A 25563-nucleotide genomic window follows, 5' to 3' on the forward strand; every position below is an offset into this window, starting at 1 on the left:
CCATCGAGTGATCAACACCACTCGACGACGCCAGCAGCATACGTGTAGTTACCGCGAAGTAGGTAGCGGTGCCGGGGTTACGGAACTGCGACGAAAGCGAGTGACACCCATGACGGTGGCCGAGATGACAAACTGACAACGCCGTCCACCGAGGGAAGAGGTTCGCAGTTGAGCGCGGAGCAGGTTGCCGAAGAAAGCGTGCCCACCTTGCTCGCCGAGGCCGCCCGGCAGTGGCCTGGAAAGGCGGCCGTCCAGGAGACCGGCGACGGGGTCTCGCTGACCTGGGCGGAACTCGACAACGCCGCCCACGCACTGGCCCATGCCCTGCTCGACGCGGGAATCGAGCGGGGGGACAGGGTGGCCTTGCGGCTGCCGACGTCGGCCGCGTTCGCCGTCTCGCTGTTCGGGGCACTCCGTGCGGGCGCGGTGGTCGTCCCGATCTCGCCGCAGGCTCCGGTCGCGGAGCTGAACGGGCTGCTGGAGCACAGTGGCGCGCGGCTCGTCCTCGAACGCGAAGCGACCGAGGAACTCTTCGACGGAGTGATCAGCCTCTCACCGCCGATCGCGCCGAATGGAGCAAGCGAACCGGTCGAAGCAGCCGGGGCCGGTGAGGACATAGCGGTCATTTCGTACACCTCCGGAACGACCGGCCCGCCGCGCGGTGTGATGCTGTCGCACCGGGCGCTGCTGGCGAACCTCGACCAGCTGAGCCGGATCGTCCCGACCCCGCTCGTGCACGGCGACCGCGTGCTCATCACCATCCCACTGTTCCACGTCTACGGCCTCGGGCCGGGGCTGCTGCAGACCACGTCGGTCGGCGCGACGGCGATCCTGTCCGAGCGTTTCCTCGCCGAGCGGACCCTCGCCGACTGCGCCGAGTACCGGGTGACCTCGATCGCCGGCGTGCCCACGATGTACGCCGAGTTCGCCGCGATGGACCCCGAGGAGCTGGGCGCCGGCCTCTCCACCGTCCGGCGGATGACGTCGGGCGCGGCGCCGCTGCACCCCAAGATCCTCACCGCGCTCCGCGGCGCCACCGGACTGGACGTCTACGAGGGCTACGGCCTCACCGAATGCGCCCCCGTGGTCACCACGACGCTGGTCACCGGCTATCCGAAGCCGGGTTCGGTCGGGCGGCCGCTGCCCGGCGTCGAGGTCCGGCTGGTCGACAGCGACGGCGACGCGACGCCCGTCCCGCAGGATCCGGACGAACTCGGCGACGCCTTCGACGAGGACGGCGGCACCGGGCTGGTGTCGATCCGCGGCGCGAACCTGTTCTCCGGCTACTGGCCCGACGGTTCGCACGGGCCCGGCGAAGACGGCTGGTTCCGCACCGGCGACGTCGGCTACCTCGACACCGACGGAGACCTGCACCTGGTGGACCGGGCCAACGACCTGATCATCGTCAATGGTTTCAACGTCTATCCGCACGAGGTCGAGAACGTGATCTCGATGCTGGACGAGGTCGTCGAGGCGGGTGTCGTCGGCGTCGTGGACGAGCGCACCGGCGAAGCGGTGAAGGCCGTCGTCGTCCCGGCGCCCGGCGTGTCGCTTTCGGAACAGCAGGTCGTGGAGCATTGCGCGGAGCACTTGGCCGGGTACAAGGTGCCGCACACCGTCGAGTTCGCGGAGTCGCTGCCGCATTCGGCCACCGGAAAGCTGCGCAGACTGCGGCTCAGGTAAGGATTGACGTATGGCGCATCACGTGACCGTCATGACCCGCACGGGCTGCCATCTGTGCGAGGTCGCGGAACAGGACATCGAGCGGATCTGCGGCGAACTCGGCGTCGCCTGGTCGGCGCGGGACGTCGACAGCGATCCCGAATGGCGGGCCGAATACGGCGATCGCGTGCCGGTGATCCTGATCGACGACGCCGAGCACGGGTACTGGCGGGTCGAAGAGGACAGGCTCCGGAAAGCACTGGCGTAACACACTCGTAAGGGCGAACACCCGATCTCCGGGCGATTCCGCTCCGAAGATGGAGACGTGGACGAAGAACGCAGGCTCACTTTCCCGCAAGCCGCTCTGACCGGGCTGCTCGCTCTCGCCGCCGCCCTCGGCGTCGGGCATCTGGTCGCGGGCTTCGTCGGGTACACGGCCTCGCCGTTCGTCGCCGTCGCGAACTTCGTCATCGACCACAGCCCGCACGCCGTCGTGGCCTGGGCCGAGCGGACGCTGGAAACCTGGGACAAGCCCATCCTCAAACTCGGTCTCGCCGTGGTTCTGGTGCTGATCGCGCTGCTCGCCGGGCAGGTGTCGCGGAGGAAACCGCTGCCGGGCCAGGTGATCGTCGGCCTCCTCGGGGTCGCAGGCGTCGCCGCCGTCTACGTGCGCACCGACCTCGGGCAGGTCTCCCTGCTGGCGCCGGTGGCCGCGACGGTCGCCGGGCTCGTCGTCTTCACCTGGCTGCACCGGTTCTTCCTGCCGCCCGTGTTCTTCGACCCTCGGGAGAGTGAAGGGCCGGACCGGCGGAAGGTGCTGATCACCGGTGCTTCCGTCGCGGCCGGGGCCGGAGTCGCCGCGCTGGTCGGTGAGTTCGTCGGAACCAGGAAGAACGCCGAAGAGTCGCGCGCCGCCGTCGGCAGGCTCGTCGCGGCGAGGACAGCGCCGCCGATCCCGCCCGACGCGGACTTCGTCAAGTTCGGCACCCCGCCGTATCTCACCCCTTCGAAGGATTTCTATCGGATCGACACCGCGCTGGTCGTCCCGCAGGTCCGCACCGAGGACTGGAGCCTGCGGATCCACGGGATGGTCGATCGCGAAGTCACCTATACGTATGACGACATCCGCTCGCGGCCACTGCTCGAACGCGACGTCACGCTGTGCTGCGTCTCCAACGAGGTCGGCGGCCCGTACATCTCCAACGCGCGCTGGATCGGCATCGACCTGCGCGACCTGCTGGCCGAGGCCGGCGTGAAACCCGGCGCCGAGCAGCTGTTCGCGACCAGCGTCGACGGCTGGACCTGCGGAACCCCCGTCGGAGCCGCGCTGGATCCGGGGCGCGGCGCGATGCTCGCCATCGGCATGGACGGTGAACCGCTGCCGATCGAACACGGCTTCCCCGCGCGGATCGTGATCCCCGGGCTGTACGGCTACGTGTCCGCCACGAAATGGGTGACCGACCTGGAGATCACCACGTGGAAGGACCGCGAGGCGTACTGGCTCGGCCGCGGCTGGGGCCGGGAAGGTCCGGTGAAGACGCAGTCCCGGATCGACGCGACGGTTGCCGCCGGGACCGCGGGCAAGGTCGTCGTGTCCGGGATCGCGTGGGCGCAGCACACCGGCGTCGCGAAGGTCGAGATCCGGGTCGATCAGGGGCCGTGGCGGGAGACCGTCCTGTCGGCCGAGACGTCCAAGGACACCTGGCGGATGTGGTGGACCGAGGTCGACGTCGCCGCTGGTCAGCACGAAGTCGCCGTCCGGGCGACGGACCAGTCCGGCTACACGCAGACGGAAACGCGAGTGGGAACCGTGCCCGACGGCGCCACGGGATGGCACACGGTGTCGGTCAACGCGCGCTAGACCCGCGTGAAGGCCCCCTTCACGCGGCTCAGCCGAGGGAAGGGGGCCTTCACGCGGAAATTGTGCGGGTGTGGGGTGCGTCATCCCCTCTACCAGTGACTTTGTGCCTGCGTTCACAAGTGGCTACCGTAGATACGTCGCCTCCGAAAGCGCCCGGCATCGAACCGGACTCAGCGTTTCGGGTCAAGAGCCGATTTCCTGGTTCAGGCGATTCATGTCGTCAGCAGGACCAGAGGAGCGGACAAGCGTGGTGTCGCAACGAGGCCGGCGCACCCGGGTGACACCGGACGCCGACAACGCGCCCACCGCGGAGATGCCCGCCGTCGAGACCGCCGCCGAGCCGGAAGCGGTCCGCGCGAAGTCGATCCCCGAGGCCGCGGTCGCCCGCCTCGCCGTCTACCTCCGCGTGCTCTCCGGGCTGGCCGAGCAGGGCGCGACGACGATCTCCAGTGAAGAACTCTCACAGGCTGCGGGCGTCAACTCCGCGAAACTGCGCAAGGACCTGTCCTACCTCGGCTCGTACGGCACCCGCGGCGTCGGTTACGACGTCCAGGTGCTGGTCAGCCAGATCGAGCGGATCCTCGGCCTGACCCGCAAGCACAAGGTCGCCGTGGTCGGGATCGGCAACCTCGGGCACGCGCTGGCCAACTACGGCGGCTTCCCGGGACGCGGGTTCCCGGTCGAGGCGCTGTTCGACCTCGACCCGGACCTGGTCGGCGTGCCGGTCGGCGGCCTCCCGGTCTCGCATCTCGACGAGATCCCCAAAGTCTGCGCCGAACGGCAGATCTCGATCGGCGTCATCGCCACTCCGCCCACCGCCGCGCAGTCGGTCTGTGACCGGCTCGTCGCCGGTGGCGTGCAGTGCATCCTGAATTTCGCCCCGGTGGTGCTGCAGGTTCCGGCACATATCGAGGTGCGCAAGGTCGATCTCGCCGTCGAACTGCAGATCCTGTCGTTCCACGTCGCTCGCCGCGCGGATCTGGCCGCCAACGGCAATGGCGGAGGGGACGCCGGCGCCAAAGGCGCCGAGAATGGCAGCGTGAACGGCCACGGCAATGGAATGGTGGTGCGCTGAAATGAGCGTGTTGGCGGTCGGGCTTTCGCACCGCAGTGCCGAACTGAACACCCTGGAGCAGGTCGTGGTCCCCGCGACCGAGGTGACCAAGGTGCTCCACGAACTTCAGCAGGCCGAGCACATCAGTGAGGCCATCCTGGTCTCGACCTGCAACCGCATCGAGGTCTACGCGGTCGTCGAGACCTTCCACGGCGGCCTGAACGACGTCTCCGACGTACTCGCCCGCCAGGCCGGGATGCAGCCCGCGGACCTCTACGACTCGCTGTACGTGCACTACGCCGGGGCCGCCATCGAGCATCTGTTCTCGGTCACCTCCGGTTTGGACTCGATGGTCGTGGGCGAGACGCAGATCCTCGGCCAGATCCGGTCCTCGTACGCCACCGCGCGCGACGCCGGCACCGTCGGCCGCACGCTGCACGAGCTGATCCAGACCACGCTGCGCGTCGGCAAACGTGTGCACAGTGAAACGGGTCTGGATCAGCTGGGCGCGTCGGTCGTCTCCGAGGCACTCGCCGCCGCCGGGGACCTCACCGGCAAGCACGCGCTGATCGTCGGCGCCGGTTCGATGGGCGCGCTGACCGCGTCCCACCTGCGTAAGTCCGGGATCGGCGAGATCACCATCGCCAACCGCACCGAGGCAAGAGCCGCCCGCCTCGCCGCCGCGAGCGTCGACCAGGGCGTGCCCGCCAAGGCCGTGCGGATGAGCGGGATCGCGGCCGCGGTCGCCGAAGCGGACGTCGTCGTCTGCTGCACCGGCGCGCAGGAAGCGGTCTTCACCACCGAGCACGTCCCGGCCCGCGCCGGTCGCCCGCTGGCCGTCTGCGACCTCGGCCTCCCGCGTGACGTCGAGCACGACGTCGCCGGACTGGCCGGCGTCACCGTGGTCGACCTCGAGACCATCCAGCGCCGCATGCGCGAAAAGGGCACCCCGACCACCGACCGGCAGACCGCGAAGGCCACCGGCATCGTGCTCGACGAGGTGCGTGAGTACCTCGCCGGTCAGCGCAGCGCCGAGGTCACCCCGACGGTGACGGCGCTGCGGCGCCGGGCGGCCGAGGTGGTCGACGCCGAGCTGCTGCGGCTGGACAACCGCCTGCCCGACCTCGAAGCCGGGGTCCGCGAGGAGGTCGGCCGCACGGTCCGCCGGGTGGTCGACAAGCTGCTGCACGCGCCGACGGTGCGGGTCAAGCAGCTGGCCGCCGAGACGGCCGACACCGATTACGCCAACGCGCTGCGCGAGCTGTTCTGCCTCGACCCGCAGGCACCCGCCGCCGTGGCCAGCCCCACCGCTACGAAAGACAGTGATCAGTGAGCAGAGTCATCCGTATCGGGACGCGCGGCAGCAAACTCGCCCTCGCGCAGACCGGCACCATCGCCGACGCCCTGCGCGCCACCGGTGCCGAGGTCGAGCTCGTCACCGTGGCGACGCCCGGTGACAAATCGGCCGCCCCCATCCCGACGATCGGGGTCGGCGTGTTCACTTCCGCGCTGCGCGAAGCTTTGCTGCGCGAGGAAGTCGACGTCATCGTGCACTCGTACAAGGATTTGCCGACGAAGCCGGAGCCGGGCATCGTGCTCGCCGCCGTGCCGCGCCGCGAGGACCCGCGTGACGCGCTGATCGCCCGTGACGGGCTGACTCTCGGCGAGCTGCCGCCCGGTTCGACCGTCGGCACCGGCTCGCCGCGGCGCACCGCGCAACTGCGCGCGCTCGGTCTCGGTTTGGAAATCGTGCCGATCCGAGGCAATATCGACACCCGCATGCGCAAGGTGACCGACGGAGAGCTGGACGCCGTCGTCCTGGCGCGTGCCGGACTGGCCAGGATCGGCCGGGCGGAGGAGATCACCGAGACCCTCGACCCGATCCAGATGCTGCCCGCTCCCGCGCAGGGTGCGCTGGCGGTGGAGTGCCGGGCCGGCGACGTGGACATCGAGCACTTGCTCGGTTCCACAGTGGACGATGAAGGCACCCGTGCCGTGGCGACCGCCGAGCGGGCGTTGCTCGCGGCGCTGGAAGCCGGGTGCAGCGCACCGGTCGGAGCGCTGGCGGAGATCGTCGAAGACCTGGACGCCGATGGCCGGGTCGTCGAGCGGATCTCGTTGCGGGGCACGGCCGCCGTCGAAGCTGACGGGGAAGCGGTCGACATGGTGCGCGCTTCCGCGCTCGCCGACTTGCGCGATGCCGAACAGCTCGGCCGGACATTGGCCGCCGAGCTGCTCGACCTGGGGGCCGGCGCACTGTCGGTCCCACCCAGTGAGTAAAGCCAGGAACGTTGATGGATCGGCCGCGAACGACTGCGGCCGCCTAAGAGGAGAACGCACAGATGACCCCCGCGCGTAAGACCACCGGGCGTGTCGCCTTCGTGGGCTCGGGCCCCGGTGACGCCGGTCTGCTGACCGTCCGCGCTCAGGAGCTGCTCGCCAAGGCCGAGGTCGTGGTGACCGACCCGGACGTCCCTTCGGGCGTCCTGGCCTTCACCGCCGAAGGCGCCGAAGTGCGCCCCGCCGTCGGTGAGGCCACCGAGGTCGCCAAGGACCTGGTGAACGAGGCCAAGGCGGGACGGCTGGTGCTCCGGCTGATCGCCGGTGACCCGCTGACCCAGCCCGCCGTCGTCGCCGAGGTGCAGGCCGTTTCCCGGACCAGTGCCGTGTTCGACATCATCCCGGGCGTTTCGCCCGGCGCCGCCGTCCCGGCGTACGCCGGTGTCGCGCTCGGCGGCACGCACACCGAGGTCGACGTCCGCGGTGACGTCGAATGGGCCGCACTGGCCGCCACCCCTGGCCCGATCGTGCTGCACGCGACGTCGGCGCACCTGGCCGAGGCCGCGTCCGCGCTGACCGAGCACGGGCTGCCGTCGACCACCCCGGTCGCCGTTACGTCGAACGGCACCATCAACACCCAGCGCACCCTGGACACCACGCTGGCCACCGTCGCGAACGAAGCGGGCGAGCTCGTCGGCCCGCTGATCGTGACCATCGGCCAGGCCGCCGGTCAGCGCTCGAAGCTGTCTTGGTGGGAGTCTCGCGCGCTTTACGGCTGGAAGGTCCTGGTGCCGCGCACCAAGGAGCAGGCCGGTGAGATGGCGGAGCGGCTTCGCGGCCACGGCGCCACGTCGCACGAGGTCCCGACCATCTCGGTCGAGCCGCCGCGCAGCCCCGCCCAGATGGAGCGTTCGGTCAAGGGTCTCGTCGACGGCCGCTACCAGTGGATCGTCTTCACCTCGACCAACGCCGTCCGCGCGGTGTGGGAGAAGTTCGAGGAGTTCGGCCTCGACGCCCGCGCTTTCTCCGGGGTGAAGATCGCCTGCGTCGGCGAATCGACCGCATCGAAGGTGCGCTCCTTCGGCATCATCCCCGAGCTGATCCCGGAAGGTGAGCAGTCCTCGGAAGGCCTCCTCGCCGAGTTCCCGCCCTACGACGACGTCCTCGACCCCGTCGACCGCGTGCTGCTGCCGCGGGCGGACATCGCCACCGAGACCCTTTCGGCGGGCCTTCGCGAACGCGGCTGGGAGATCGATGACGTGACGGCGTACCGCACGGTGCGCGCCGCGCCGCCGCCAGCCGAGACCCGCGAGATGATCAAGACCGGCGGTTTCGACGCGGTCTGCTTCACCTCGTCCTCGACCGTGCGGAACCTCGTCGGCATCGCCGGCAAGCCGCACACCCGCACGCTGGTCGCGTGCATCGGCCCGAAGACCGCGGAAACCGCCGTGGAGTTCGGGCTGCGGGTCGACGTCCAGCCCGAGAAGGCCGACGTCCCGCACCTGGTCGACGCGCTCGCCGAGCACGCCGCCCGGCTCCGCGCCGAAGGTGCGCTTCCGCCGCCGCGCAAGGCGAAGCGGGCCCGTCGCTCCTGACAGTTCGCCCAAGTACATGAAGGCCCCCTTCCTTGCGCCAGGCGCAAGGAAGGGGGCCTTCACGTACTTCAGGCCCATCGCAAGTAGTCGGCTACTTGCGACGGTCAGCTGAAGAACTTCACGACCTCCGTGTAGGCGAGGTAGGCGAACATCGCGAGGCAGATCCCCAGCAGCCCGTTCGAAATCCAGCCGGACCGCCCTTCCCTCGGTACCCGCGACGTATTCATCAACACCAGCAACGTCCCCGCCAGGAACGGCATGAACAAGGCACCCAGTACGCCGTAGATCACGGTGAGCTGGAAGGGCTGGTCCAGGAACAGCAACGCCATCGGCGGAAAAGTCAGCCACAGCACGTAACCCCGGTACGCGGGACTGCGTTCCCCGGCCTTCTTCTCATACGCCTCAACGCTTTCCGTCGTGTTCGCGGGCAGCCGCAGGATGCGCCACCAGTCGGCGAAGAGCAGGCTCACGCCGTGCCAGACGCCGATCACCGACGTGAACGAGACCGCGAAGAAGCCGATGAGGAACGGGATCCGCGCCCAGTGCCCGTAGTCCGCGGCGAGCGTGTCGCCGAGGAACAGCAGGCCCTTGTCGCCCGAGATGATCTTCTGGCCCAGCAGCAGTTCGGCGCCGACGATCAGCATCGCGATCACGAAGACACCGGTCATGACGTACCCGACGGCGTTGTCGGTGCGCATCATCGGCAGCCACTTCGCCGAGCGCCAGCCCTTCGCGAGCGTCCAGTAGCCGTAGGCCGCCATGGTGATCGTGCCGCCGACGCCGCCGACCAAGCCGAGGACGTAGACCAGCGAGCCGTCGGGCAGGGTCGGGACGGCGCCTTCGAACAGCGCGGTGAAGTTCGGCATGACGAGGATCGCGGTGCCGACCACGGTCACGAACATCACGCCGGTGAGCACCGTCATCAGTTTCTCGATGATCGCGTAGCGGCCGAACCACACCAGCGCGAAGCCGAGCAGGCCGCAGATCATCGCCCAGTACCGCACCGAAAGCGCGGGGAAGAGCGCGTTCAGCGGCAGACCGGACGCCGACATCGCGGTCGCGCCGTAGACGAATCCCCAGATCACCGCGTAGATCCCGAAGTAGATCAGCGCCCAGATCCCCAGCGTCCGCCAGCCGGACAGGATCGTCCGGCCCGACGTCAGATGCCAGCGGCCGACGGCTTCGGCCAGCGCGAGTTTGAAGATCGTCCCGACGAGTACCGCCCACAGCAGCGTGTACCCGAAGCGCGATCCGGCCACCATCGTCGCGACGAGGTCGCCCGCGCCGACCCCGGTCGCCGCGGCCATGATCCCTGGCCCGACCTGACGCAGCCGTGCGCGCCAGCCGACGGGTGGTTCTTCCAGTTGGTCGGTCACCGTTGAACTCGACATGAGGGGAAAGGTAACCTGCGTCACACCGGCGGCAAAACGGGCAAAGGTGATTCTTTGCTGTCCCTTAGGGTTCGCCGCCCGACCGGACCAACGGGCCGTTCACCGCGCCTGCGGACCGGTTCTCAAGCGAGCCGGAGTACCGTCGTAGGGGTGTTTCCTGAGCATCGTCCCCGCAGGCTCCGTACCACTCCTGCCATGCGCAGGCTGGTCGGCGAGACGGAGCTGCGCCCGCGCCAGCTGATCCTCCCGATGTTCGTGGCCGAGGGCATCGACACGCCCCGCCCGATCTCCAGCATGCCCGGCGTCGTCCAGCACACCCGCGACACGCTGCGCAAAGCCGCTGCCGAAGCGGTCAACGCCGGTGTCGGCGGCCTGATGCTGTTCGGCATCCCGAAGACCCGTGACGCCGAGGGCTCCGGCGCCATCGACCCGAACGGCATCCTCAACGTCGCCCTGCGCGACCTGAGGGCCGAACTCGGCGACTCGACGGTGCTGATGGCCGACACCTGCCTCGACGAGTTCACCGACCACGGCCACTGCGGCGTCCTCGACGCCGAAGGCGGTGTCGACAACGACGCGACCCTGCGCCTGTACGCGGAAATGGGGCTGGCGCAGGCGGAAGCGGGCGCGCATCTGCTCGGGCCCAGCGGGATGATGGACGGCCAGGTCGGCGTCATCCGCGGCGCGCTCGACCGCGCGGGCCGCACCGACACCGGGATCCTCGCCTACTCGGCGAAGTTCGCCAGCGCCTTCTATGGCCCCTTCCGTGAGGCCGTCGACTCGCAGCTGAAGGGCGACAGGAAGACGTATCAGCAGGATCCGGGCAACGTGCGCGAAGCGTTGCGCGAGATCGAGCTGGACATCGCCGAGGGTGCGGACATGGTCATGGTCAAGCCCGCGCTGTCCTATTTGGACGTCATCAGGGCCGCGGCCGAAGCGTCGCCGGTTCCCGTGGCGGCGTACAACATCTCGGGTGAGTACGCGATGGTCGAGGCCGCCGCGGCGAACGGCTGGCTCGATCGTGAGCGCACGATCCTCGAGGTGCTGACGTCGATCCGCCGCGCGGGCGCGGACATGATCCTCACCTACTGGGCAGCCGAAGCCGCGGCTTGGCTGGACTAGGCTGCCTCGCGTGAGCGACAGCGAAGCCGACGAAACGGACGACGAGCGCCGCAAGCGGGGGAGGGCGCCCGACCCGATCCTCCCCGGCCAGGAGGCGCCGAAGCGCGTCGTGCCGAAGCCCGTCGCCATCTCGTTCTGGCTGTGGATCGCGACCGGTGTGCTGCTGCTGGCCGGGCCGGTCTACCTGCTGATCGGCAGGCAGACGGTGATCGACGAGTTCTCCCGGCAGAACGCCGAACAGGCCAACCCGGCGCTGAAGGTCGATCCGGCGCGGATCGTCGACGGAGTCGACGGGCTGATCCTGAACCTGTTCGTCGGGGCGATCACCTTCGCGCTGCTCTTCGCCCTGTTCGCCTATAAGGCCCGGGAGGGAACGCGTTCGGCCCGGACGGTGCTGACCGTTCTCGCGGTCGTACTGGCGATCATCGGGCTCTTCTACCTCGCCGGTGCGGTTTTCGTGGTCCTCGGCACCTTGCTGGCGGTGGTCGCGCTGATCCTGATGTACCTGCCCAGCGTCGCCGACTACTTCCCGAAGGCCGGGCGCGAGCTGCCGTGACGCCCGAGCCGGCTCTCTACGGTGAACCCGGCGTCGGCTGGACGGCGTTGCTGTGGGCACCGCTGTTCGCCCTCGCCGGGCTGCTCGCCGAGCTGGCGACCGGTGGGCCGGTCCACTGGCTGGCCTGGATCCTGGTCGCGGCGGGGCTGGTGCTGATCACCGTGCCGTGGGTGTACGCCCGCCGCCGGTACCTCTCGCTCGAAGTCACCGCCGAGGGCTACCGGCAGGGCAGGGAAACCCTGGAGGCGGCCCGGATCGTCGAGGTACTCGGAGACGATGAAGCGCCGGTCGGTTCGCGGGTCCTCGGGGGTGGCTGGACGATCCCCAAGAAGCACGGAGAGGTCGGGTTGAAGCTCGACGACGGCGTCTTCGTCCGCGCGTGGGCCAAGGATCCGGACGCCCTCCGCGAGGCTCTCGAGGATTTGGTGCGTGCTCGCACCACAGAGTCATGAGAAGCTGCTCACTGTGATCGACCTTCCCCAGCCGACCGGGGCCGACCTGTGGCCACCGGAGGACGCCCGGCCCTCGGCCCGGCTGCACAAACCCCTGCGCGCCCTGGTGGGAGCCGTCGAACTGATCCTGGCCGCGCTCGCGGTGTGGGGGGCTTTCGCGTGCTGGAAGGCCGGTGTCGTCCCGGTCCTGATCACCTACGGCGAAACGACCCTCGAATCACAGCGTTACTTCGGCGGCCCGCTCGCCGGTGCCATCGGACTGGGCGTACTGGCCGCGATCCTGGTGGTGGACGCGATCCGCCAGTTCCTGCTCGCTGTCCGGGCCAAGGGGCGCAAGCCCAGGGACTAATTGAGCCAGACGACGGCGGCGTTGACCGCTGTCGAGAACAGCAGCCACAGCAGATACGGCACGAGCAGCCACGCCGCGAGCTTCGACCGGCGGGCGAATTCCATCATCGTGATGGGCACGACGAAATCCAGGACGACGACGTCGGCCAGTGCCAGGACGTGCGCGCCACCGGCGAAGAACAGCGGCGTCCACAGCAGCGTCAACAGAAGGCAGACACCGTAGAAGGCGAAGCCGCGCGTTTCGCCGTCGGTGCGCCAGTAACACCAGCCCGCGACGGCGACCACGAGGAGCAGGACCGACCACACCGGACCGTAGAGCCAGCCCGGTGGCGCCCACGACGGGCGGGCCAGCGCGTTGTGCGCCTCGGTGCGGGTGGCCACGGCCAGCGCGGCGACGCCGCCCACGATCGCCGCCATGGCGACGAACCCGGCCAGCGCCTGCCAGCGCAGGCGGCGGTGATGGGTCGGCGGCCGCACCGTGGACACGTGGATTCCTCCGCGAGGGTTTCGACAGGAGTGGTTCCACCCTAGTGGGGCCGGTCACGCCGCGCCCGGCACCGCGAGGACTCGACGGCGGGTGTCATCCGGGATTTGCGAGACTGGGGACGTGACTACCGGAGTCGATCAGTCCAAGGCATGGTTCGAACGAGCGAAGGCCGTGGTCCCGGGCGGGGTGAACTCGCCGGTGCGGGCCTTCAACTCCGTCGGCGGAACCCCGCGGTTCATGGTGCGCGGCGAGGGCCCGTATCTCTGGGACGCCGACGACAACCGCTACGTCGATCTGGTCTCGTCGTGGGGGCCGATGATCCTCGGGCACGCGCATCCGGCCGTCGTCTCCGCCGCGCGCGAAGCCGCCGTCAACGGGCTGTCGTTCGGCACGCCGACCCTCGGTGAGGTCGAACTGGCCGAGGAGATCATCGGCCGCGTCGAGCCGGTGGAGCAGGTCCGCCTGGTCAACTCCGGCACCGAGGCGACGATGAGCGCGATCCGGCTGGCCAGGGGGTTCACCGGCCGGGCGAAGATCATCAAGTTCGCGGGCTGCTACCACGGCCACGTCGACGCGTTGCTCGCCGAAGCGGGCTCCGGCGTCGCGACGCTCGGCCTCCCGACGTCACCCGGTGTCACCGGCGCGCAGGCGGCCGACACGATCGTCCTGCCCTACAACGACCTCGAGGCCGTCCGGAAGTCCTTTGTGGACAACCCCGAGTCGATCGCCGCGATCATCACCGAAGCCGCCGCGGGCAACATGGGCGCCGTCGCCCCGGTCGACGGTTTCAACGCCGGGCTCAAGGAGATCGCGCACGAGCACGGCGCGCTGCTGATCATGGACGAGGTGATGACCGGGTTCCGCGTCTCGAAGGCGGGCTGGTTCGGCCTCGAAGGCGTCGCCGGTGACCTGTACACCTTCGGCAAGGTCATGTCCGGCGGGCTGCCCGCCGCGGCCTTCGGCGGCCGCGCCGACGTGATGGCGAAGCTGGCCCCGGGCGGGCCGGTGTACCAGGCGGGAACGCTGTCGGGGAACCCCGTCGCCGTCGCCGCCGGGCTCGCGACGCTGCGCGCGGCCGACGACGCCGTGTACGCGGCCCTCGACGCCAACGCGAAGCGGCTCGGCGACCTCTTCGGCCGATCGCTGACCGAGGCCGGGGTCAAGCACACCGTGCAGTACGCGGGCAACCTGGTCAGCGTGTTCTTCAGCGACGGCCCGGTGACGAACTACCCGGGCGCGCAGGCCTCCGAGACCTGGCGGTTCCCGGCGTTCTTCCACGCGCTGCTCGACAACGGCGTCTACGCGCCGCCGAGCGCGTACGAGGCTTGGTTCGTCAACGCGGCCATGGGCGACGCCGAGTTCGAGATCATCTCCTCCGCGCTGCGGGTGGCCGCACGTGCCGCCGCCGAGGCGGTCCAGGCGTGAGCGAGACGACGATCGTGCACCTGCTCCGCCACGGTGAGGTGCACAACCCGGACCAGATCCTGTACGGCCGCCTGCCCGGCTTCAAACTGTCGGATCGTGGCCAGCGCCAGGCCCTCACGGTCGCCGAAGCCGTCGCGACGCACGACATCACGCATGTCGTCGCTTCGCCGCTTCAGCGTGCGCAGGAGACCGCGGCGCCGATCGCCGCCGCGCACCGGCTCGACGTCGACACCGACGATCGGCTCATCGAGGCGGACAACCAGTTCGAAGGCGAGCGGGTCGCCGTCGGTGATGGCGCCCTTCGCGAGCCGAAGCACTGGCCGAAGCTGGTCAACCCGTTCCGGCCGTCGTGGGGTGAGCCGTACGTCGAGATCGCGCACCGCATGCTCGGCGCGATCTACCGGGCACGGCAGGCGGCCGCGGGGCACGAGGCGCTGTGTGTCTCGCACCAGCTGCCGATCTGGACCGTGCGGCGGTTCCTGGAGGCGAAGCGGCTCTGGCACGACCCGCGTGTCCGGCAGTGCTCGCTCGCTTCGCTGACCAGCCTGGTCTTCGAGGGCGAGGAACTCGTGCGGATCGTCTACAGCGAGCCCGCCGGTACGACCGACCCGAAGGTGACCGGGGCATGAAGCGCGCGCTGGCGTCCTTGGCGGCGCTGCTGTTCGTCGTCACGGGCTGCACGACGGGCAAGGACGCCGTCGTCACCGGCGGCAGCTTCAACTTCGTGTCGCCGGGTGGGAAGGTCGACATCACCTACGACGTCGCGGACCGCCAGCAGTCGCCGACGCTGTCCGGCGACGACCTGATGAACGAGGGCAAGCAGCTCTCGACCGCCGGCTTCCCCGGCAAGGTCGTCGTGCTGAACCTGTGGGGCCAGTGGTGCCCGCCGTGCCGCGTCGAGGCGCCGGAGATGCAGAAGCTCTACGACCAGACCAAGGCGTCCGGCGTCGAGGTGGTCGGCATCGACCTGCGCGACAACGACCGGAAGCCGCCGCAGGACTTCATGCGGGACCGGAAGCTGACGTACCCGTCGATCTACGATCCGTCCGGGCGGACGCTGCTGCAGCTTTCGGGCTATCCGCGCAACATCATCCCGTCGACGATCGTGCTGGACAAACAGCACCGCGTCGCGGCGGTGTTCCTGCGGAGCCTGCTGGCCTCGGACCTGCTGCCCGTCGTCGAACGCCTGGTCGCCGAACCCGCCTGACCCCCACGCGATTCGTCCTCTGGTCGCGGTCGTTCGCCAGCGAACTACCGCAACCAGAGGACGAATCGCGGCGACTGGTTATCCTCCTCATCCGGCCGCGTGAAGCGGCTCTGACTGGGGAGAAGGAAATGACGACTGCTTCGGGCGTGCCCAGATCCGGTCAACGTGACGCCGAGGCCATGATCGCGGAGGCCAAGAAGGCCCTCTGGGTCATGGTCGGCGTGCTCGTGGTCATCTGGCTGATCCAGGTCTACAACGCTGTCGACGGCTACCGCCTCATGTACGAATACGGGACGCGGGCGCGCGAGGTCAGCTCACTGCCGACGGTGCTCACCGCGCCGCTCTTGCACGCCAGCTGGGGGCACATCGAGTTCAACTCGGGGCCGCTGTTCATCTTCGGGTTCCTCGCGGCGTATCGCGGAGTGAAGAAGTTCCTCAGCGTCACGGTGCTGATCGCGGTGTCGAGTGGACTCGGCGCCTGGACTCTTCACGACTCCGGCACCGTCGGGGTCGGCGCGAGTGGCCTGGTCATGGGGTACTTCGGGTACGTCCTGGTGCGCGGGATCTTCGATCGCCACAAGATCGACATCGTCATCGGGCTGGTGATGGCGCTGTGCTTCGCCTATCAGTTCGCCGGCTTGTTCCCTCAGGACGCGGGGATCAGCTGGCAGGCGCACCTCTTCGGCTTCCTCGGCGGCCTCGCCGGCGGCTGGGTGTTCCGGGACCGCCGTCCCAAGCCGGTGGACGCCGCCCCCGCCTTCCCGACCATCCCGCTCACGCCGCCCGACACCCTCAAGTAGTCCTCTGGTTGCGGTAGTTCGCCAGTGAATTACCGCAACTAGAGGACGAAACGCGGGGGAAGGGAAGACGGGACCAACGTCCTGATCGGGTGCGACGTAGGTCCCGTTGGGCAAGCCCCGGCGTTTTCACCTGGATCACACTGCCTACGCTCCTTTGCGTGAACCCTGTAACTCCTCGAGAGGCGTGGCCACGTTGGCGACGGGTGTAACCGAGCTGGCGCTTTCCGGGCCGCTGCTGCTCGCCGCGGGTGTCGCGCTGCTGGCCGGATCGATCTCCTTCGCGTCGCCGTGCGTCGTCCCGCTGGTGCCGGGGTATCTCGCGTACCTCGCGGCGCTGGTCGGCGCGGACGCCCCCGCGGTCAGCCCCGGCGAGGAGCGCAAGAAGGGCCGCTACGCCGTCGTCGGCGCGGCGGCGCTGTTCGTGCTCGGGTTCACCGTCGTCTTCGTGGTGACGCTGGGGACGCTGGTGTGGATCGCCGACGCCGTCCAGCTCAACATGGACCTCCTCCAGCGCCTCGGCGGCGTGCTGACGATCGCGATGGCGCTCGTCTTCCTCGGCTGGATCCCGGGACTGCAGCGCGAGTTCCGGTCGCACCACGTGCCGCGCGGTGGACTGTGGGGCGCGCCGGTGCTGGGCGCGGTGTTCGGGCTCGGCTGGACGCCGTGCATCGGGCCGACGCTGTCCGCGGTCATCTCCATGGCCAGCGCCACCGGCGGGGCGGCGGTGCGCGGGTACGTGCTGATCCTGGTCTACTGCCTCGGACTCGGCGTCCCGTTCCTCCTCATCGCGTTCGGCGCCCGCTGGGCCGTCCGCGCGACGGACTGGCTGCGCCGCCACGGCCGTCAGGTGCAGGTCTTCGGCGGCGTCCTGTTGCTGGTCGTCGGCGTGCTGCTGGTGACCGGGCTGTGGGGCGACATGACCGGCTGGATCCGGAACACCCTCGTGACCGAACTCAGGCTGCCCTTGTGACCACCACTGAAGCCCCACCCAAGAAGGAATACCGCCAGACGCCGCTGAAGCGAGTCCTCGCCTTCCTGCGCAACACGTGGCGCGGGCTGACGTCGATGCGCACCGCGCTGGTGCTGCTGTTCCTGCTCGCGCTCGCCGCGATGCCCGGCGCCCTGCTGCCGCAGCGGAACCTCAACGTCGCCAAGACCGACGAGTACATCGCCGCGCACGGCTGGTGGGGCGAACTGCTCGACCGCACGCAGTTCTTCGAGGTCTACGGCAGCGTCTGGTTCTCGGCGATCTACATCCTGCTGATGGTCTCCCTGATCGGCTGCCTCGCGCCGCGCAGCCTCGACTACGCGAAGGCGATGCGCGCGAAGCCGGTGCTCACGCCACGCAAGCTCGCGCGGATGCCGCACCATCTGTCCACCACGACCGATCGGACTCCCGAAGCGGTCATGAAGGACACTCACGCGCTGCTCAAGGGATGGCGTCGCGTAGAGCGCGAAGAGGCCGACGGCGTCCGGAGCATCTCCGCCGAACGCGGATACCTCCGCGAGACCGGCAACCTCGTCTTCCACTTCGGCATGCTCGGCCTGATCATCTTCTTCGCGCTGGGCAAGCTCTTCGGCTACGAAGGCCAGGTCATCGTCCAGGCCGACGACAGCCAGTGGTGCAACTCCGGGATCCTCGGCTACGACACCTTCAACGCCGGTCTCCGCGTCGACGGCACCGACCTGAACCCGTTCTGCATCCGCCTGAAGGACTTCGAGGCGCGCTACACCGAGGCCGGGCAGGCGAACTACTACCACTCCAACATGGAGTACCAGTCCGGCGAAGACCTGAAGACCGGCGCGTGGAAGCCGTACGGGCTCGAGGTCAACTCGCCGCTGCGCACCGCAGGCGACCGCGTCTACCTGCTGAACTTCGGCTACTCCCCGAAGTTCACGGTGACCTTCCCGGACGGCACCGTCCGCACCAATCTCACGCCGTGGCGTCCCGCCGACGAGCCGACGAAGCTCTCCGAAGGCGCGACGAAGATCGACCAGCCCGGCATCACCGACCCGATCGAACGCCGCACCCGGCAGCTCGCGATCACCGGCCTGCTCGCCCCGACCGCGTTCATGCACGGCAACGTGCTGACGTCGTCGCGGCCCGAGGCGAAGAAGCCGGCGGTGGCCATCGACATCTACCGCGGCGACCTCGGCCTCGACGCCGGCCGCGGGCAGTCGATCTTCCAGATCGACCAGTCGCTCGTCGAGGACGGCAGGCTCAAGAAGCTCACCCGGCAGAACCTGGACCAGGGACAGGAAACCGTGCTGGACGACGGCACGAAGGTCCGCTTCGACGGCGTCGGAGAATGGGTGGCCATCCAGGTCTCGCACGACCCGGTGCAGGACTGGGTGCTGGTGTGCGCGGTCGCGATGCTGATCGGGCTGGCGGGATCGTTGCTGGTCAAGCGGCGCCGGGTATGGGTCCGGGTGACCCCGGGACGCGACGGTGAGCCAGGTACCGTGATCGAGGTCGCCGGGCTGGCGCGCACCGATCAGGCGGGCTACGGCGAAGAGTTCCAGCGGATCAGCGGCAAGCTGGTCCAGGGGCAGAGAGGCAACTAGAGGTCATGCCGATCAACGAGACGCTGTCCCAGTACAGCGACTACTCCTACACCACCGCGGCGGCGATCTACGTCATCGCGTTGATGTTCGCCCTCATCGAGCAGGGGTTCGGGGCGAAGGGCCGCCTGGCGGCCGAACGCAGCATGCAGCGCTCCCGCGAACTGGTCGGCGCGGGTGGTCCGCCGGTGACCACCATGACGCCGGCCGAGCCCCCGCGCGAGATCGGCCGCCCCGAGCGCATCGGCCGCATGGGCGCCGCGCTGCTGGTGCTGGCCGCGCTGCTCCACCTGTCCGCGATCGTGCTGCGCGGGCTCGCCGTGCACCGCGCGCCGTGGGGCAACCTCTACGAATACGGCATGGCCACGACCTTCATCGCCGTCGTGACCTGGCTCGTCATCATGCGGAAGTTCCCGGTCCGCCACCTCAGCGGCTTCCTGCTGCTGCCGGTCGTGATCCTGATGTTCGTCAACGGCACCATGCTGTACACGACGGCCGCGCCGGTGCAACCCGCGTTGCAGTCGTACTGGCTGGTCATCCACGTGTCCGCGGCGATCATCGGCTCGGGTGTCTTCCTGGTGCCGGGTGTCGCGAGCGTCCTTTACCTCTTCCGCGCCGCCCACGACGACGACCCGGCGAAGTTCGCCAAGTTCGGTTCGAAGCTGCCCGCCGCGGACGTGCTCGACCGCATCGCCTACCGCACCACCATCTTCGCCTTCCCGATCTTCACCTTCGGCGTGCTCTGCGGCGCGGTGTGGGCGGAGGCGGCGTGGGGCCGGTTCTGGGGCTGGGACCCCAAGGAGACCGTCGCGTTCGTGGCGTGGGTCGTCTACGCGGCGTACCTGCACTCCCGGGCCACCGCTGGCTGGCGCGGGAAGCGGGCCGCGATCATCAACATCGTCGGCTTCTCCGCGACGATCTTCAACATGTTCTTCGTGAACCTGGTCACCTCGGGTCTGCACTCCTACGCCGGGGGCTGACCGTCGCCGCTGCACGCGAGCCGACTACCGTCAATACTGAGGTAACGGGGGAAGACGTGCGCGGAGGAGGAATTCAGCGGTGACCGGACCCAGCGAAGAACCGGCTCCTGGCCACCCCGAACCCACCGAGAGCGTCCAGCCCTCGGAGTTGTTCTCCGAGGACAGGACGGATTCGGCGCCGCATCCGGCCGCGGGCTTCGAGGCGGAGCCGACGCAGGTCGTCCAGCCCGAGTACCCGCCACAGGCCCAGTATCCGCAGCCGCAGGCCCAGCCGGGCCAGTACGCGCAGCAGCCCGCTCAACCGCAGCAGCCGCTGCCGCAGCCGTCGCACGGGCACTATCACCAGCCCTACGACCAGAACCTGCCTCCGTTGCAGCCCCAGCAACCTCAGCAGCAGCCCCAGCAACCTCAGCAGCAGGCCGCCCAGTACCCGCCTCAGCAGCAGTACGCGCCGCCGCCGCAGCAGGCTGTCCAGCAGCCTGCGGTGCCGGGGCTCCCGCAGCCGCAGGGCAGGCACGCCCTTCCGGACGAACTCGCCACCGCGAGCCTGGTCAAACCGCAGAAGCGCAAGCCGCAGTCGGGCTGGCGCAAGGCGCTCTACGTGGGCACCGGGAAGCTCGTCAACCCGGGGGAGAGTCCGGCCGACACCCGCAAGCGTGAACTGATCGCGCAGATCAACCAGTCGTTGCGCGGGTGCTACAAGATCGCGATGCTGAGCCTCAAGGGCGGCGTCGGCAAGACCACCACGACCACCACGCTGGGCTCGACGTTCGCGTCGCTGCGCGGTGACCGGGTCGTCGCCGTCGACGCGAACCCGGACCGCGGGACGCTGTCGCAGAAGATCCCGATCGAGACCACCGCGACCGTCCGGCACCTGCTGCGGGACGCGGACAAGATCACCAGGTACAGCGACGTCCGTTCGTACACCTCGCAGGGCGGGAGCAGGCTGGAGATCCTCGCCAGCGAGCAGGACCCGGCGGTTTCCGAGGCGTTCTCCGAGGACGACTACCGGCGCACGGTCAACCTGCTGGAGCACTTCTACAACATCGTGCTCACCGACTGCGGGACCGGTTTGATGCACTCGGCGATGAAGGGTGTCCTGGACGTCGCGGACGCGCTGGTCGTGGTCTCGTCAGGTTCCGTGGACGGCGCGCGCAGTGCTTCGGCCACGCTCGACTGGCTGGAAGCGCACGGCTACGGCGACCTGGTCAAACGTTCCGTCGCGGTGATCAACTCGGTGCGGCCGAAGGGCGGCTCCGTCGACCTCGACAAGCTTTCCGCGCACTTCGGCGCGCGGGTCCGTTCGGTCTGCCGCATCCCGTTCGACCCGCATCTGGAAGAGGGCGCCGAGATCGAACTGGACCGGCTCGACGAGGGCACCCGGCTCGCGCTGCTGGAACTCGCCGCCACCGTCGCGGACGGTTTCGGCGGCCAGCAGTACCAACGGATCCAGCCCTAGTCCATCCATGCCCCCGCCGCCACCCTCAACGGAGGAGCTGCGCTCCCAGGCCTGGTCTTTACTCTTTGTCCTCGTCTTTACCCTTGCGCTGCTGCTCACCGAGCTTGCGCAGGAAGTCGGGGTCGTCGTCCGGGGCCAGTGTCGGTCGCGACGAGGGCACCCCGACACGCTCGATCCCGAACGCGCGCCACAAGACAACGGCGACGGTGAGCGCTCCGATGGCCGCGAGCAGATAGATCATGCTCGGTCCCTTTCCGCGTGGAGGACGTAGCTCAGTCCCACGAGGCTAGCCTCTTTGCCGCGCGCGGGGGGACTCATGGATACCCCAATGTGACGAAGGGCCGTTTCGTACCCTTCGTCACCGGGGTCTCTTTTACGAGAAATGCCAGGTCAGACCTTGCGAGTGGGCTCGCTGGCGTCGGTGGTGAGTTCGGCGAGGAGTTCGTTCACCTCGGCCTCCCGGAACCGGCGGTGCCCGCCGGGAGTGCGGATCGAGCCGATCCGGCCCGCGGTCGCCCAGCGGGTGACGGTCTTGGGGTCAACCCGGAACAGGGCCGCCACTTCGCCGGGGGTGAGCAACCTTCCGCCCATCGTCGCGGTCATTTTCCGCCTCCTTCACGGCTCCACTGCTAAACCGGAAGCCGTCGTACCGGGTAGCCAACACGGCAATCGTTGCATCTCACCCGTCGAGTACTCGAACGGTTGTCCAACAGTAAAGAGCCCTTAAAGGTCAAAACCGACAACCGCGACATGCGCCGCCGGGTACCGCGGTCTTGTCACGGAGGTACGAAAACGTGCCCTGGTCATGCGAATCGGGCCGTGGCACCTAAGGTGTAGCGGTGGACCAGGTGGATCGGAAGATCATCGCGGCATTGCGTGAGAACGGCAGGGCTACTTACGCCGACCTCGGCCGGTCTGTCGGGCTGTCGGCCTCATCGGTGCACGAGCGGGTCGGCAAACTCGAGGCCGCCGGCGTGATCACCGGCTACCACGCCATGGTCGATCCGAGCACGGTCGGACTCGGGGTGACGGCGCTGGTCGGCATCCACCCCACCGACACGGCGAGCGACGAGGACGTCGCGAACGCGCTCGGGGCGCTGGACGAGGTCGAAAGCTGCTATGCCGTCGCGGGTGACGAGGCGTTCGTCGTCAAGGTGCGGGTGGCGACCGTCGACGACCTGGAGGCGGCGCTCAACCGGCTGCGGCGCATTCCCGGCGTCGGCCGGACGAACACCACCGTCGTGCTCTCGACCCGGTTCGAAGGACGGCCCAACAACGCGGGCCTGGAGGACGGCCGCAACGGCAGCGCGTAGCCTGCGTTGATGTGAGCGACAATCCGGAAATCGCCGATCACCTCGCCCGTGACCTGACGTTGTACGTGCTGGCCAGGTTCGTCCTGGTCGGGGTCATCGGCGGTGGGTTGCTGCTGGTGAACGTCCCGCTGCTGGTCGCGATGCTGATCGGCCTGGTCGTGGGGCTGCCGCTGGGCCTGCTGCTGTTCCGCCCGCTGAACGCGCGCGTGACCGCCGGGCTCGCCCGCCGCAACGAAAAGCGCGCTCGCGCTCGTGCCGAACTGCGCTCCCAGCTGCGCGGCGACCGGGTGGACGGGACAGCGTGAGCCGGCTGCACAGCCGGAGCTGGGTCCGCGAAGCCGTCCGCATCATCGAGGCCGACGCGAACCGCAGCGCCGACACACACCTGCACGTCTTCCCGCTGCCCGCGGAGTGGGGCATCGACCTGTACCTGAAGGACGAGTCCGTCCACCCGACAGGCTCGCTCAAGCACCGGCTCGCGCGTTCGCTGTTCCTGTACGGCCTGGTGAACGGCCAGATCGGGCAGAACACCGTGCTCGTCGAGGCTTCCAGCGGCTCGACGGCGGTGTCGGAGGCGTACTTCGCGCGGATGCTCGGACTGCGGTTCATCACCGTGGTGCCGCGGAGCACCTCGCCGGAGAAGATCGCGCTCATCGAGTTCTACGGCGGCGAATGCCACTACGTCGACCGCGCGCCGGACATGTACCCGGAGGCCGAGCGGCTCGCTTCGGAGTGCAACGGCCACTACCTCGACCAGTTCACCTACGCCGAGCGCGCGACGGACTGGCGCGGGAACAACAACATCGCCGAATCGGTGTACGCGCAGATGCAGTCCGAGCGGCACCCCGTGCCGACCTGGATCGTGGTCGGCGCCGGAACCGGCGGTACGAGCGCGACCTTCGGCCGCTACGTGCGTTACAAGCGCCACACCACGAAGATCGCCGTCGTCGACCCGGAGAACTCGTCGTTCTTCGGCGCCTGGGAGACCGGCGCGCTCGACTACGCGACCGGCATGCCGTCGCGGATCGAGGGCATCGGGCGGCCGCGCGTCGAGCCGTCGTTCGTGCCCGGCGTGATCGACGAGATGCTCCAGGTGCCGGACGCCGGTTCGCTGGCGGCCATCCGGCTGCTGCGTGAACGCACCGGGCACTGGGCTGGCGGCTCGACCGGGACGAACCTCTTCGGCGCGTTCACGCTGATCTCGCGGATGATCTCGGAAGGCCAGGCGGGCAGTGTCGTCACGCTGCTGTGCGACGGCGGTGAGCGGTACGCCAACACGTATTACAACGACGAGTGGCTGGCGCAGAAGCAGATCGACATCGCGCCGTACCGGGAGATGTACCAGGAGTTCCTGGTGAGCGGGAAACTCGCTCCGGTGGTCTAGGCGCGACCAGGGTGCCGGAGCGGGAGGCCGCACCAGCCGGCTCGGGTGTCGCGAAAGCCACTTTCGCGACGTCTGATGTCCCGAAAGTGGCTTTCGCGACACAGCCACTGGGCACCACGGTCCTGCGGTCACTCGCCCTCAGAACCCGGCGGGTACCCGAGGCACTCCTGGCTCTAGCCGAATCGCCACTCACGACCCGGGCCTACCTCAAGATGGCGGGATCGCCAAAGGAGCAAGGGACCTTTGCTATCGCCGGGGCCACCGGTAGTAGGCGCCACCTCCGGCGACACCAACGGATAGTGGGTTGAAGCGGGAAACCCAAGGAATGAACGGTCCGTTCACGCCTCTTCGCTCACCTGAGCCCGACGTGGGCCGAGGGGGCCCGAAGGGGTCTTTCCCCGCGTCACACGCAGCGAAGGGGCCCTCAGCCCACTCACAAGACGTCAGAGCGCGAGAGCGACCGCGGTCAGGATCGCCCACCCCAGCATGGCGAGGCCGGTGTCCCGCAGTGCCGGGATCAGCGCCCGCCCCTGTTCGCCGCCGCCGACGGCCTTGACCGACTTCAGCAGCAGCGGCGCGGTCAGCAGGCCCAGCAGCGCCCACGGCGTCACGAAGGCGAGCAGCACGCTGACGACGTACGGCACCGCGATCAGCACCAGGTAAAGCCGCCGGGTGCCCTTGTCACCGAGTCGGGTGGCGAGCGTGCGCTTGCCGGATTCGATGTCGGTCGGGATGTCGCGGAGGTTGTTGGCGGTCAGCACACCGGTCGAGAACGCGCCGACGGCGACCGCGCAGCCGAACGCCGTCCAGCTGAGCTGTCCGGCTTGGACGTACACCGTGCCCAGCACGCCGGCCAGCCCGAAGAAGACGAAGACCGCGATTTCGCCGAAACCGTAGTAGCCGTAAGGCTTCTTGCCGCCGGTGTAGAACCAGGCGCCGAGGATGCAGACCGCGCCCATCGCCAGCAGCCACCACAGCCCGCTGATCGCGACCAGCACGAGCCCGAGGATCCCGGCGAGCCCGAGGGCCACGAGAGCGGCCACCAGCACGGCCTTCGGTTTCGCGGCACCGGAGCCGACCAGGCGCAGTGGACCGACGCGGTTCTCGTCGGTGCCGCGGATGCCGTCGGAGTAGTCGTTGGCGTAGTTGACGCCGACGATCAGGGCGAGCGAGACCAGCAGCGCGAGGACCGAACGGGGCCAGGAGAAGCCGTCGAGCGCGACCGCCGCGCCGACCCCGGCGACCACCGGCGCCACCGCGTTGGGCAGCGTTCGCGGGCGCGCCCCTTCGATCCATTCACCAGCAGTCGCCATGCCGCCATTCTGGCCCTGGCGGCTACCGGCCGGTATGCGGGGCTCGTCACCCGCTCGCGGTGCCGAGCCACCGCGAGCAGGGGACGCATCGTGCTACTTCAGATCCTTGATGGTGTCTTCGAGCGTCCAGGTGAGGGTGCCGCTGTTCGGAACGGCGGTTTCCGGTTCGTCCGCCAGCGCGGGCCCGGCCAAAGCGACCAGACCCAGCGTGACGGCGGTGCAGGCCAATACTGTGCGTGTCCAGCGCGTCATGCCCTAGACGTAAACCCGCGGGTAATGACCATGTCAACAACGTCCCGGTGATCGGTGGAG

Annotated in this window: 28 protein-coding genes; 22 read left to right on the forward strand and 6 right to left on the reverse strand. The window is 69.0% G+C overall.

Annotation, left to right across the window (positions count from 1 at the left end; translation table 11 throughout):
• Positions 1-168 precede the first annotated feature (168 nt).
• The 7 genes from BS329_RS28285 (at position 169) to BS329_RS28315 (ending at position 8452) form a co-directional block, all read left to right on the forward strand.
• Entirely contained in the window at positions 169-1683 is a 1515-nt protein-coding gene (locus BS329_RS28285) for an AMP-binding protein (RefSeq protein ID WP_076164249.1), read from the forward strand.
• A gap of 10 nt (positions 1684-1693) precedes the next feature.
• The gene (locus BS329_RS28290) at positions 1694-1930 is read left to right on the forward strand and encodes a glutaredoxin family protein (protein WP_007030874.1); all 237 of its coding nucleotides are present in this window, start codon (positions 1694-1696) and stop codon (positions 1928-1930) included.
• 57 nt (positions 1931-1987) lie between these two features.
• The gene (locus tag BS329_RS28295; protein WP_076164250.1) at positions 1988-3523 is read left to right on the forward strand and encodes a molybdopterin-dependent oxidoreductase; all 1536 of its coding nucleotides are present in this window, start codon (positions 1988-1990) and stop codon (positions 3521-3523) included.
• Positions 3524-3770: 247 nt separating this feature from the next.
• On the forward strand, positions 3771-4598 hold the full coding sequence (locus BS329_RS28300; protein WP_084750252.1) for a redox-sensing transcriptional repressor Rex: 828 nt from the start codon (positions 3771-3773) through the stop codon (positions 4596-4598).
• Between the two features lies 1 nt (position 4599).
• Positions 4600-5910 (forward strand): glutamyl-tRNA reductase, encoded by a 1311-nt coding sequence (locus BS329_RS28305; protein ID WP_076164252.1) that lies wholly within the window; start codon positions 4600-4602, stop codon positions 5908-5910.
• Positions 5907-6857, forward strand: a complete 951-nt coding sequence (gene hemC, locus BS329_RS28310; protein ID WP_076164253.1) for a hydroxymethylbilane synthase — start codon at positions 5907-5909, stop codon at positions 6855-6857. The genes BS329_RS28305 and hemC overlap by 4 nt, the downstream gene beginning before the upstream one ends.
• Before the next feature lie 62 nt (positions 6858-6919).
• Positions 6920-8452: a bifunctional uroporphyrinogen-III C-methyltransferase/uroporphyrinogen-III synthase gene (locus BS329_RS28315; protein ID WP_076164254.1), complete on the forward strand. Its 1533-nt coding sequence runs from the start codon at positions 6920-6922 to the stop codon at positions 8450-8452.
• Between the two features lie 104 nt (positions 8453-8556).
• On the opposite strand, the gene BS329_RS28320 is transcribed toward BS329_RS28315, so the two are convergent.
• Positions 8557-9828 (reverse strand): Nramp family divalent metal transporter, encoded by a 1272-nt coding sequence (locus BS329_RS28320; RefSeq protein ID WP_425266380.1) that lies wholly within the window; start codon positions 9826-9828, stop codon positions 8557-8559.
• A gap of 165 nt (positions 9829-9993) precedes the next feature.
• Between BS329_RS28320 and hemB the strand changes: the two genes are divergently transcribed.
• From hemB to BS329_RS28340, 4 genes are read left to right on the forward strand one after another with little or no spacing between them, the layout of a single operon-like run.
• Entirely contained in the window at positions 9994-10965 is a 972-nt protein-coding gene (gene hemB, locus BS329_RS28325) for a porphobilinogen synthase (protein WP_076164256.1), read from the forward strand.
• Positions 10966-10975: 10 nt separating this feature from the next.
• Positions 10976-11521 carry a hypothetical protein gene (locus BS329_RS28330; RefSeq protein WP_076164257.1) on the forward strand — a complete coding sequence of 182 codons (546 nt, stop codon included), beginning with the start codon at positions 10976-10978 and terminating at the stop codon, positions 11519-11521.
• On the forward strand, positions 11518-11973 hold the full coding sequence (locus tag BS329_RS28335; RefSeq protein ID WP_076164258.1) for a hypothetical protein: 456 nt from the start codon (positions 11518-11520) through the stop codon (positions 11971-11973). The genes BS329_RS28330 and BS329_RS28335 overlap by 4 nt, the downstream gene beginning before the upstream one ends.
• A complete protein-coding gene (locus BS329_RS28340) occupies positions 11951-12322 on the forward strand; it encodes a hypothetical protein (protein WP_076164259.1) in 372 nt (123 codons plus the stop codon). Before BS329_RS28335 ends, BS329_RS28340 begins: the two co-directional genes overlap by 23 nt.
• Here the strand turns inward: BS329_RS28340 and BS329_RS28345 are convergent.
• On the reverse strand, positions 12319-12807 hold the full coding sequence (locus BS329_RS28345) for a TspO/MBR family protein (RefSeq protein WP_076164260.1): 489 nt from the start codon (positions 12805-12807) through the stop codon (positions 12319-12321). The two genes, BS329_RS28340 and BS329_RS28345, sit on opposite strands and share 4 nt — an antisense overlap.
• A gap of 121 nt (positions 12808-12928) precedes the next feature.
• Between BS329_RS28345 and hemL the strand changes: the two genes are divergently transcribed.
• From hemL to BS329_RS28385, 8 genes are all read left to right on the forward strand, one after another.
• Positions 12929-14233, forward strand: coding sequence for a glutamate-1-semialdehyde 2,1-aminomutase (hemL, locus tag BS329_RS28350; RefSeq protein ID WP_076164261.1), 1305 nt, complete (start codon positions 12929-12931; stop codon positions 14231-14233).
• Entirely contained in the window at positions 14230-14862 is a 633-nt protein-coding gene (locus tag BS329_RS28355; protein WP_076164262.1) for a histidine phosphatase family protein, read from the forward strand. Before hemL ends, BS329_RS28355 begins: the two co-directional genes overlap by 4 nt.
• Positions 14859-15440: a TlpA family protein disulfide reductase gene (locus BS329_RS28360; RefSeq protein WP_076164263.1), complete on the forward strand. Its 582-nt coding sequence runs from the start codon at positions 14859-14861 to the stop codon at positions 15438-15440. Before BS329_RS28355 ends, BS329_RS28360 begins: the two co-directional genes overlap by 4 nt.
• Positions 15441-15568: 128 nt before the next feature.
• Complete coding sequence (locus BS329_RS28365; protein WP_076164264.1) at positions 15569-16240, forward strand: rhomboid family intramembrane serine protease; 672 nt, start codon at positions 15569-15571, stop codon at positions 16238-16240.
• Between the two features lie 184 nt (positions 16241-16424).
• A complete protein-coding gene (locus tag BS329_RS28370) occupies positions 16425-17210 on the forward strand; it encodes a cytochrome c biogenesis CcdA family protein (RefSeq protein ID WP_208619284.1) in 786 nt (261 codons plus the stop codon).
• Complete coding sequence (gene resB / locus BS329_RS28375; protein WP_076164265.1) at positions 17207-18805, forward strand: cytochrome c biogenesis protein ResB; 1599 nt, start codon at positions 17207-17209, stop codon at positions 18803-18805. The genes BS329_RS28370 and resB overlap by 4 nt, the downstream gene beginning before the upstream one ends.
• Before the next feature lie 5 nt (positions 18806-18810).
• Positions 18811-19782 carry a c-type cytochrome biogenesis protein CcsB gene (gene ccsB, locus BS329_RS28380; RefSeq protein ID WP_076164266.1) on the forward strand — a complete coding sequence of 324 codons (972 nt, stop codon included), beginning with the start codon at positions 18811-18813 and terminating at the stop codon, positions 19780-19782.
• Positions 19783-19861: 79 nt separating this feature from the next.
• Positions 19862-21241, forward strand: coding sequence for a MinD/ParA family ATP-binding protein (locus BS329_RS28385; RefSeq protein ID WP_076164267.1), 1380 nt, complete (start codon positions 19862-19864; stop codon positions 21239-21241).
• A 58-nt stretch (positions 21242-21299) separates the two neighbouring features.
• Here the strand turns inward: BS329_RS28385 and BS329_RS28390 are convergent, their stop codons facing one another.
• On the reverse strand, positions 21300-21482 hold the full coding sequence (locus BS329_RS28390) for a hypothetical protein (protein ID WP_005151794.1): 183 nt from the start codon (positions 21480-21482) through the stop codon (positions 21300-21302).
• Positions 21483-21631: 149 nt separating this feature from the next.
• On the reverse strand, positions 21632-21844 hold the full coding sequence (locus BS329_RS28395) for a BldC family transcriptional regulator (protein ID WP_016330944.1): 213 nt from the start codon (positions 21842-21844) through the stop codon (positions 21632-21634).
• A gap of 236 nt (positions 21845-22080) precedes the next feature.
• Between BS329_RS28395 and BS329_RS28400 the strand changes: the two genes are divergently transcribed.
• The 3 genes from BS329_RS28400 to cds1 are packed head-to-tail and all read left to right on the forward strand — an operon-like array spanning position 22081 to position 23938.
• Positions 22081-22554 (forward strand): Lrp/AsnC family transcriptional regulator, encoded by a 474-nt coding sequence (locus BS329_RS28400; RefSeq protein WP_076164268.1) that lies wholly within the window; start codon positions 22081-22083, stop codon positions 22552-22554.
• An 11-nt stretch (positions 22555-22565) separates the two neighbouring features.
• Complete coding sequence (locus BS329_RS28405) at positions 22566-22859, forward strand: DUF4229 domain-containing protein (protein WP_076164269.1); 294 nt, start codon at positions 22566-22568, stop codon at positions 22857-22859.
• Complete coding sequence (gene cds1 / locus BS329_RS28410) at positions 22856-23938, forward strand: L-cysteine desulfhydrase Cds1 (RefSeq protein ID WP_076164270.1); 1083 nt, start codon at positions 22856-22858, stop codon at positions 23936-23938. Before BS329_RS28405 ends, cds1 begins: the two co-directional genes overlap by 4 nt.
• Before the next feature lie 443 nt (positions 23939-24381).
• On the opposite strand, the gene BS329_RS28415 is transcribed toward cds1, so the two are convergent.
• Positions 24382-25251, reverse strand: a complete 870-nt coding sequence (locus BS329_RS28415) for a 1,4-dihydroxy-2-naphthoate polyprenyltransferase (RefSeq protein WP_076164271.1) — start codon at positions 25249-25251, stop codon at positions 24382-24384.
• Positions 25252-25344: 93 nt separating this feature from the next.
• Complete coding sequence (locus BS329_RS43980; protein WP_167480035.1) at positions 25345-25503, reverse strand: hypothetical protein; 159 nt, start codon at positions 25501-25503, stop codon at positions 25345-25347.
• Positions 25504-25563: the final 60 nt, after the last annotated feature.

Source organism: Amycolatopsis coloradensis (assembly GCF_001953865.1).
Taxonomy (GTDB): domain Bacteria; phylum Actinomycetota; class Actinomycetes; order Mycobacteriales; family Pseudonocardiaceae; genus Amycolatopsis; species Amycolatopsis coloradensis.

Excerpts from the sequence above, each read along its gene's own strand:
- BS329_RS28390 (WP_005151794.1), bottom strand. The coding sequence starts at position 21,482 with ATGATCTATCTGCTCGCGGCCATCGGAGCGCTCACCGTCGCCGTTGTC.
- BS329_RS28415 (WP_076164271.1), bottom strand. The coding sequence starts at position 25,251 with ATGGCGACTGCTGGTGAATGGATCGAAGGGGCGCGCCCGCGAACGCTG.
- BS329_RS28305 (WP_076164252.1), top strand. The coding sequence starts at position 4,600 with ATGAGCGTGTTGGCGGTCGGGCTTTCGCACCGCAGTGCCGAACTGAAC.
- BS329_RS28290 (WP_007030874.1), top strand. The coding sequence starts at position 1,694 with ATGGCGCATCACGTGACCGTCATGACCCGCACGGGCTGCCATCTGTGC.
- BS329_RS28315 (WP_076164254.1), top strand. The coding sequence starts at position 6,920 with ATGACCCCCGCGCGTAAGACCACCGGGCGTGTCGCCTTCGTGGGCTCG.
- BS329_RS28365 (WP_076164264.1), top strand. The coding sequence starts at position 15,569 with ATGACGACTGCTTCGGGCGTGCCCAGATCCGGTCAACGTGACGCCGAG.
- BS329_RS43980 (WP_167480035.1), bottom strand. The coding sequence starts at position 25,503 with ATGACGCGCTGGACACGCACAGTATTGGCCTGCACCGCCGTCACGCTG.
- BS329_RS28360 (WP_076164263.1), top strand. The coding sequence starts at position 14,859 with ATGAAGCGCGCGCTGGCGTCCTTGGCGGCGCTGCTGTTCGTCGTCACG.
- ccsB (WP_076164266.1), top strand. The coding sequence starts at position 18,811 with ATGCCGATCAACGAGACGCTGTCCCAGTACAGCGACTACTCCTACACC.
- BS329_RS28395 (WP_016330944.1), bottom strand. The coding sequence starts at position 21,844 with ATGACCGCGACGATGGGCGGAAGGTTGCTCACCCCCGGCGAAGTGGCG.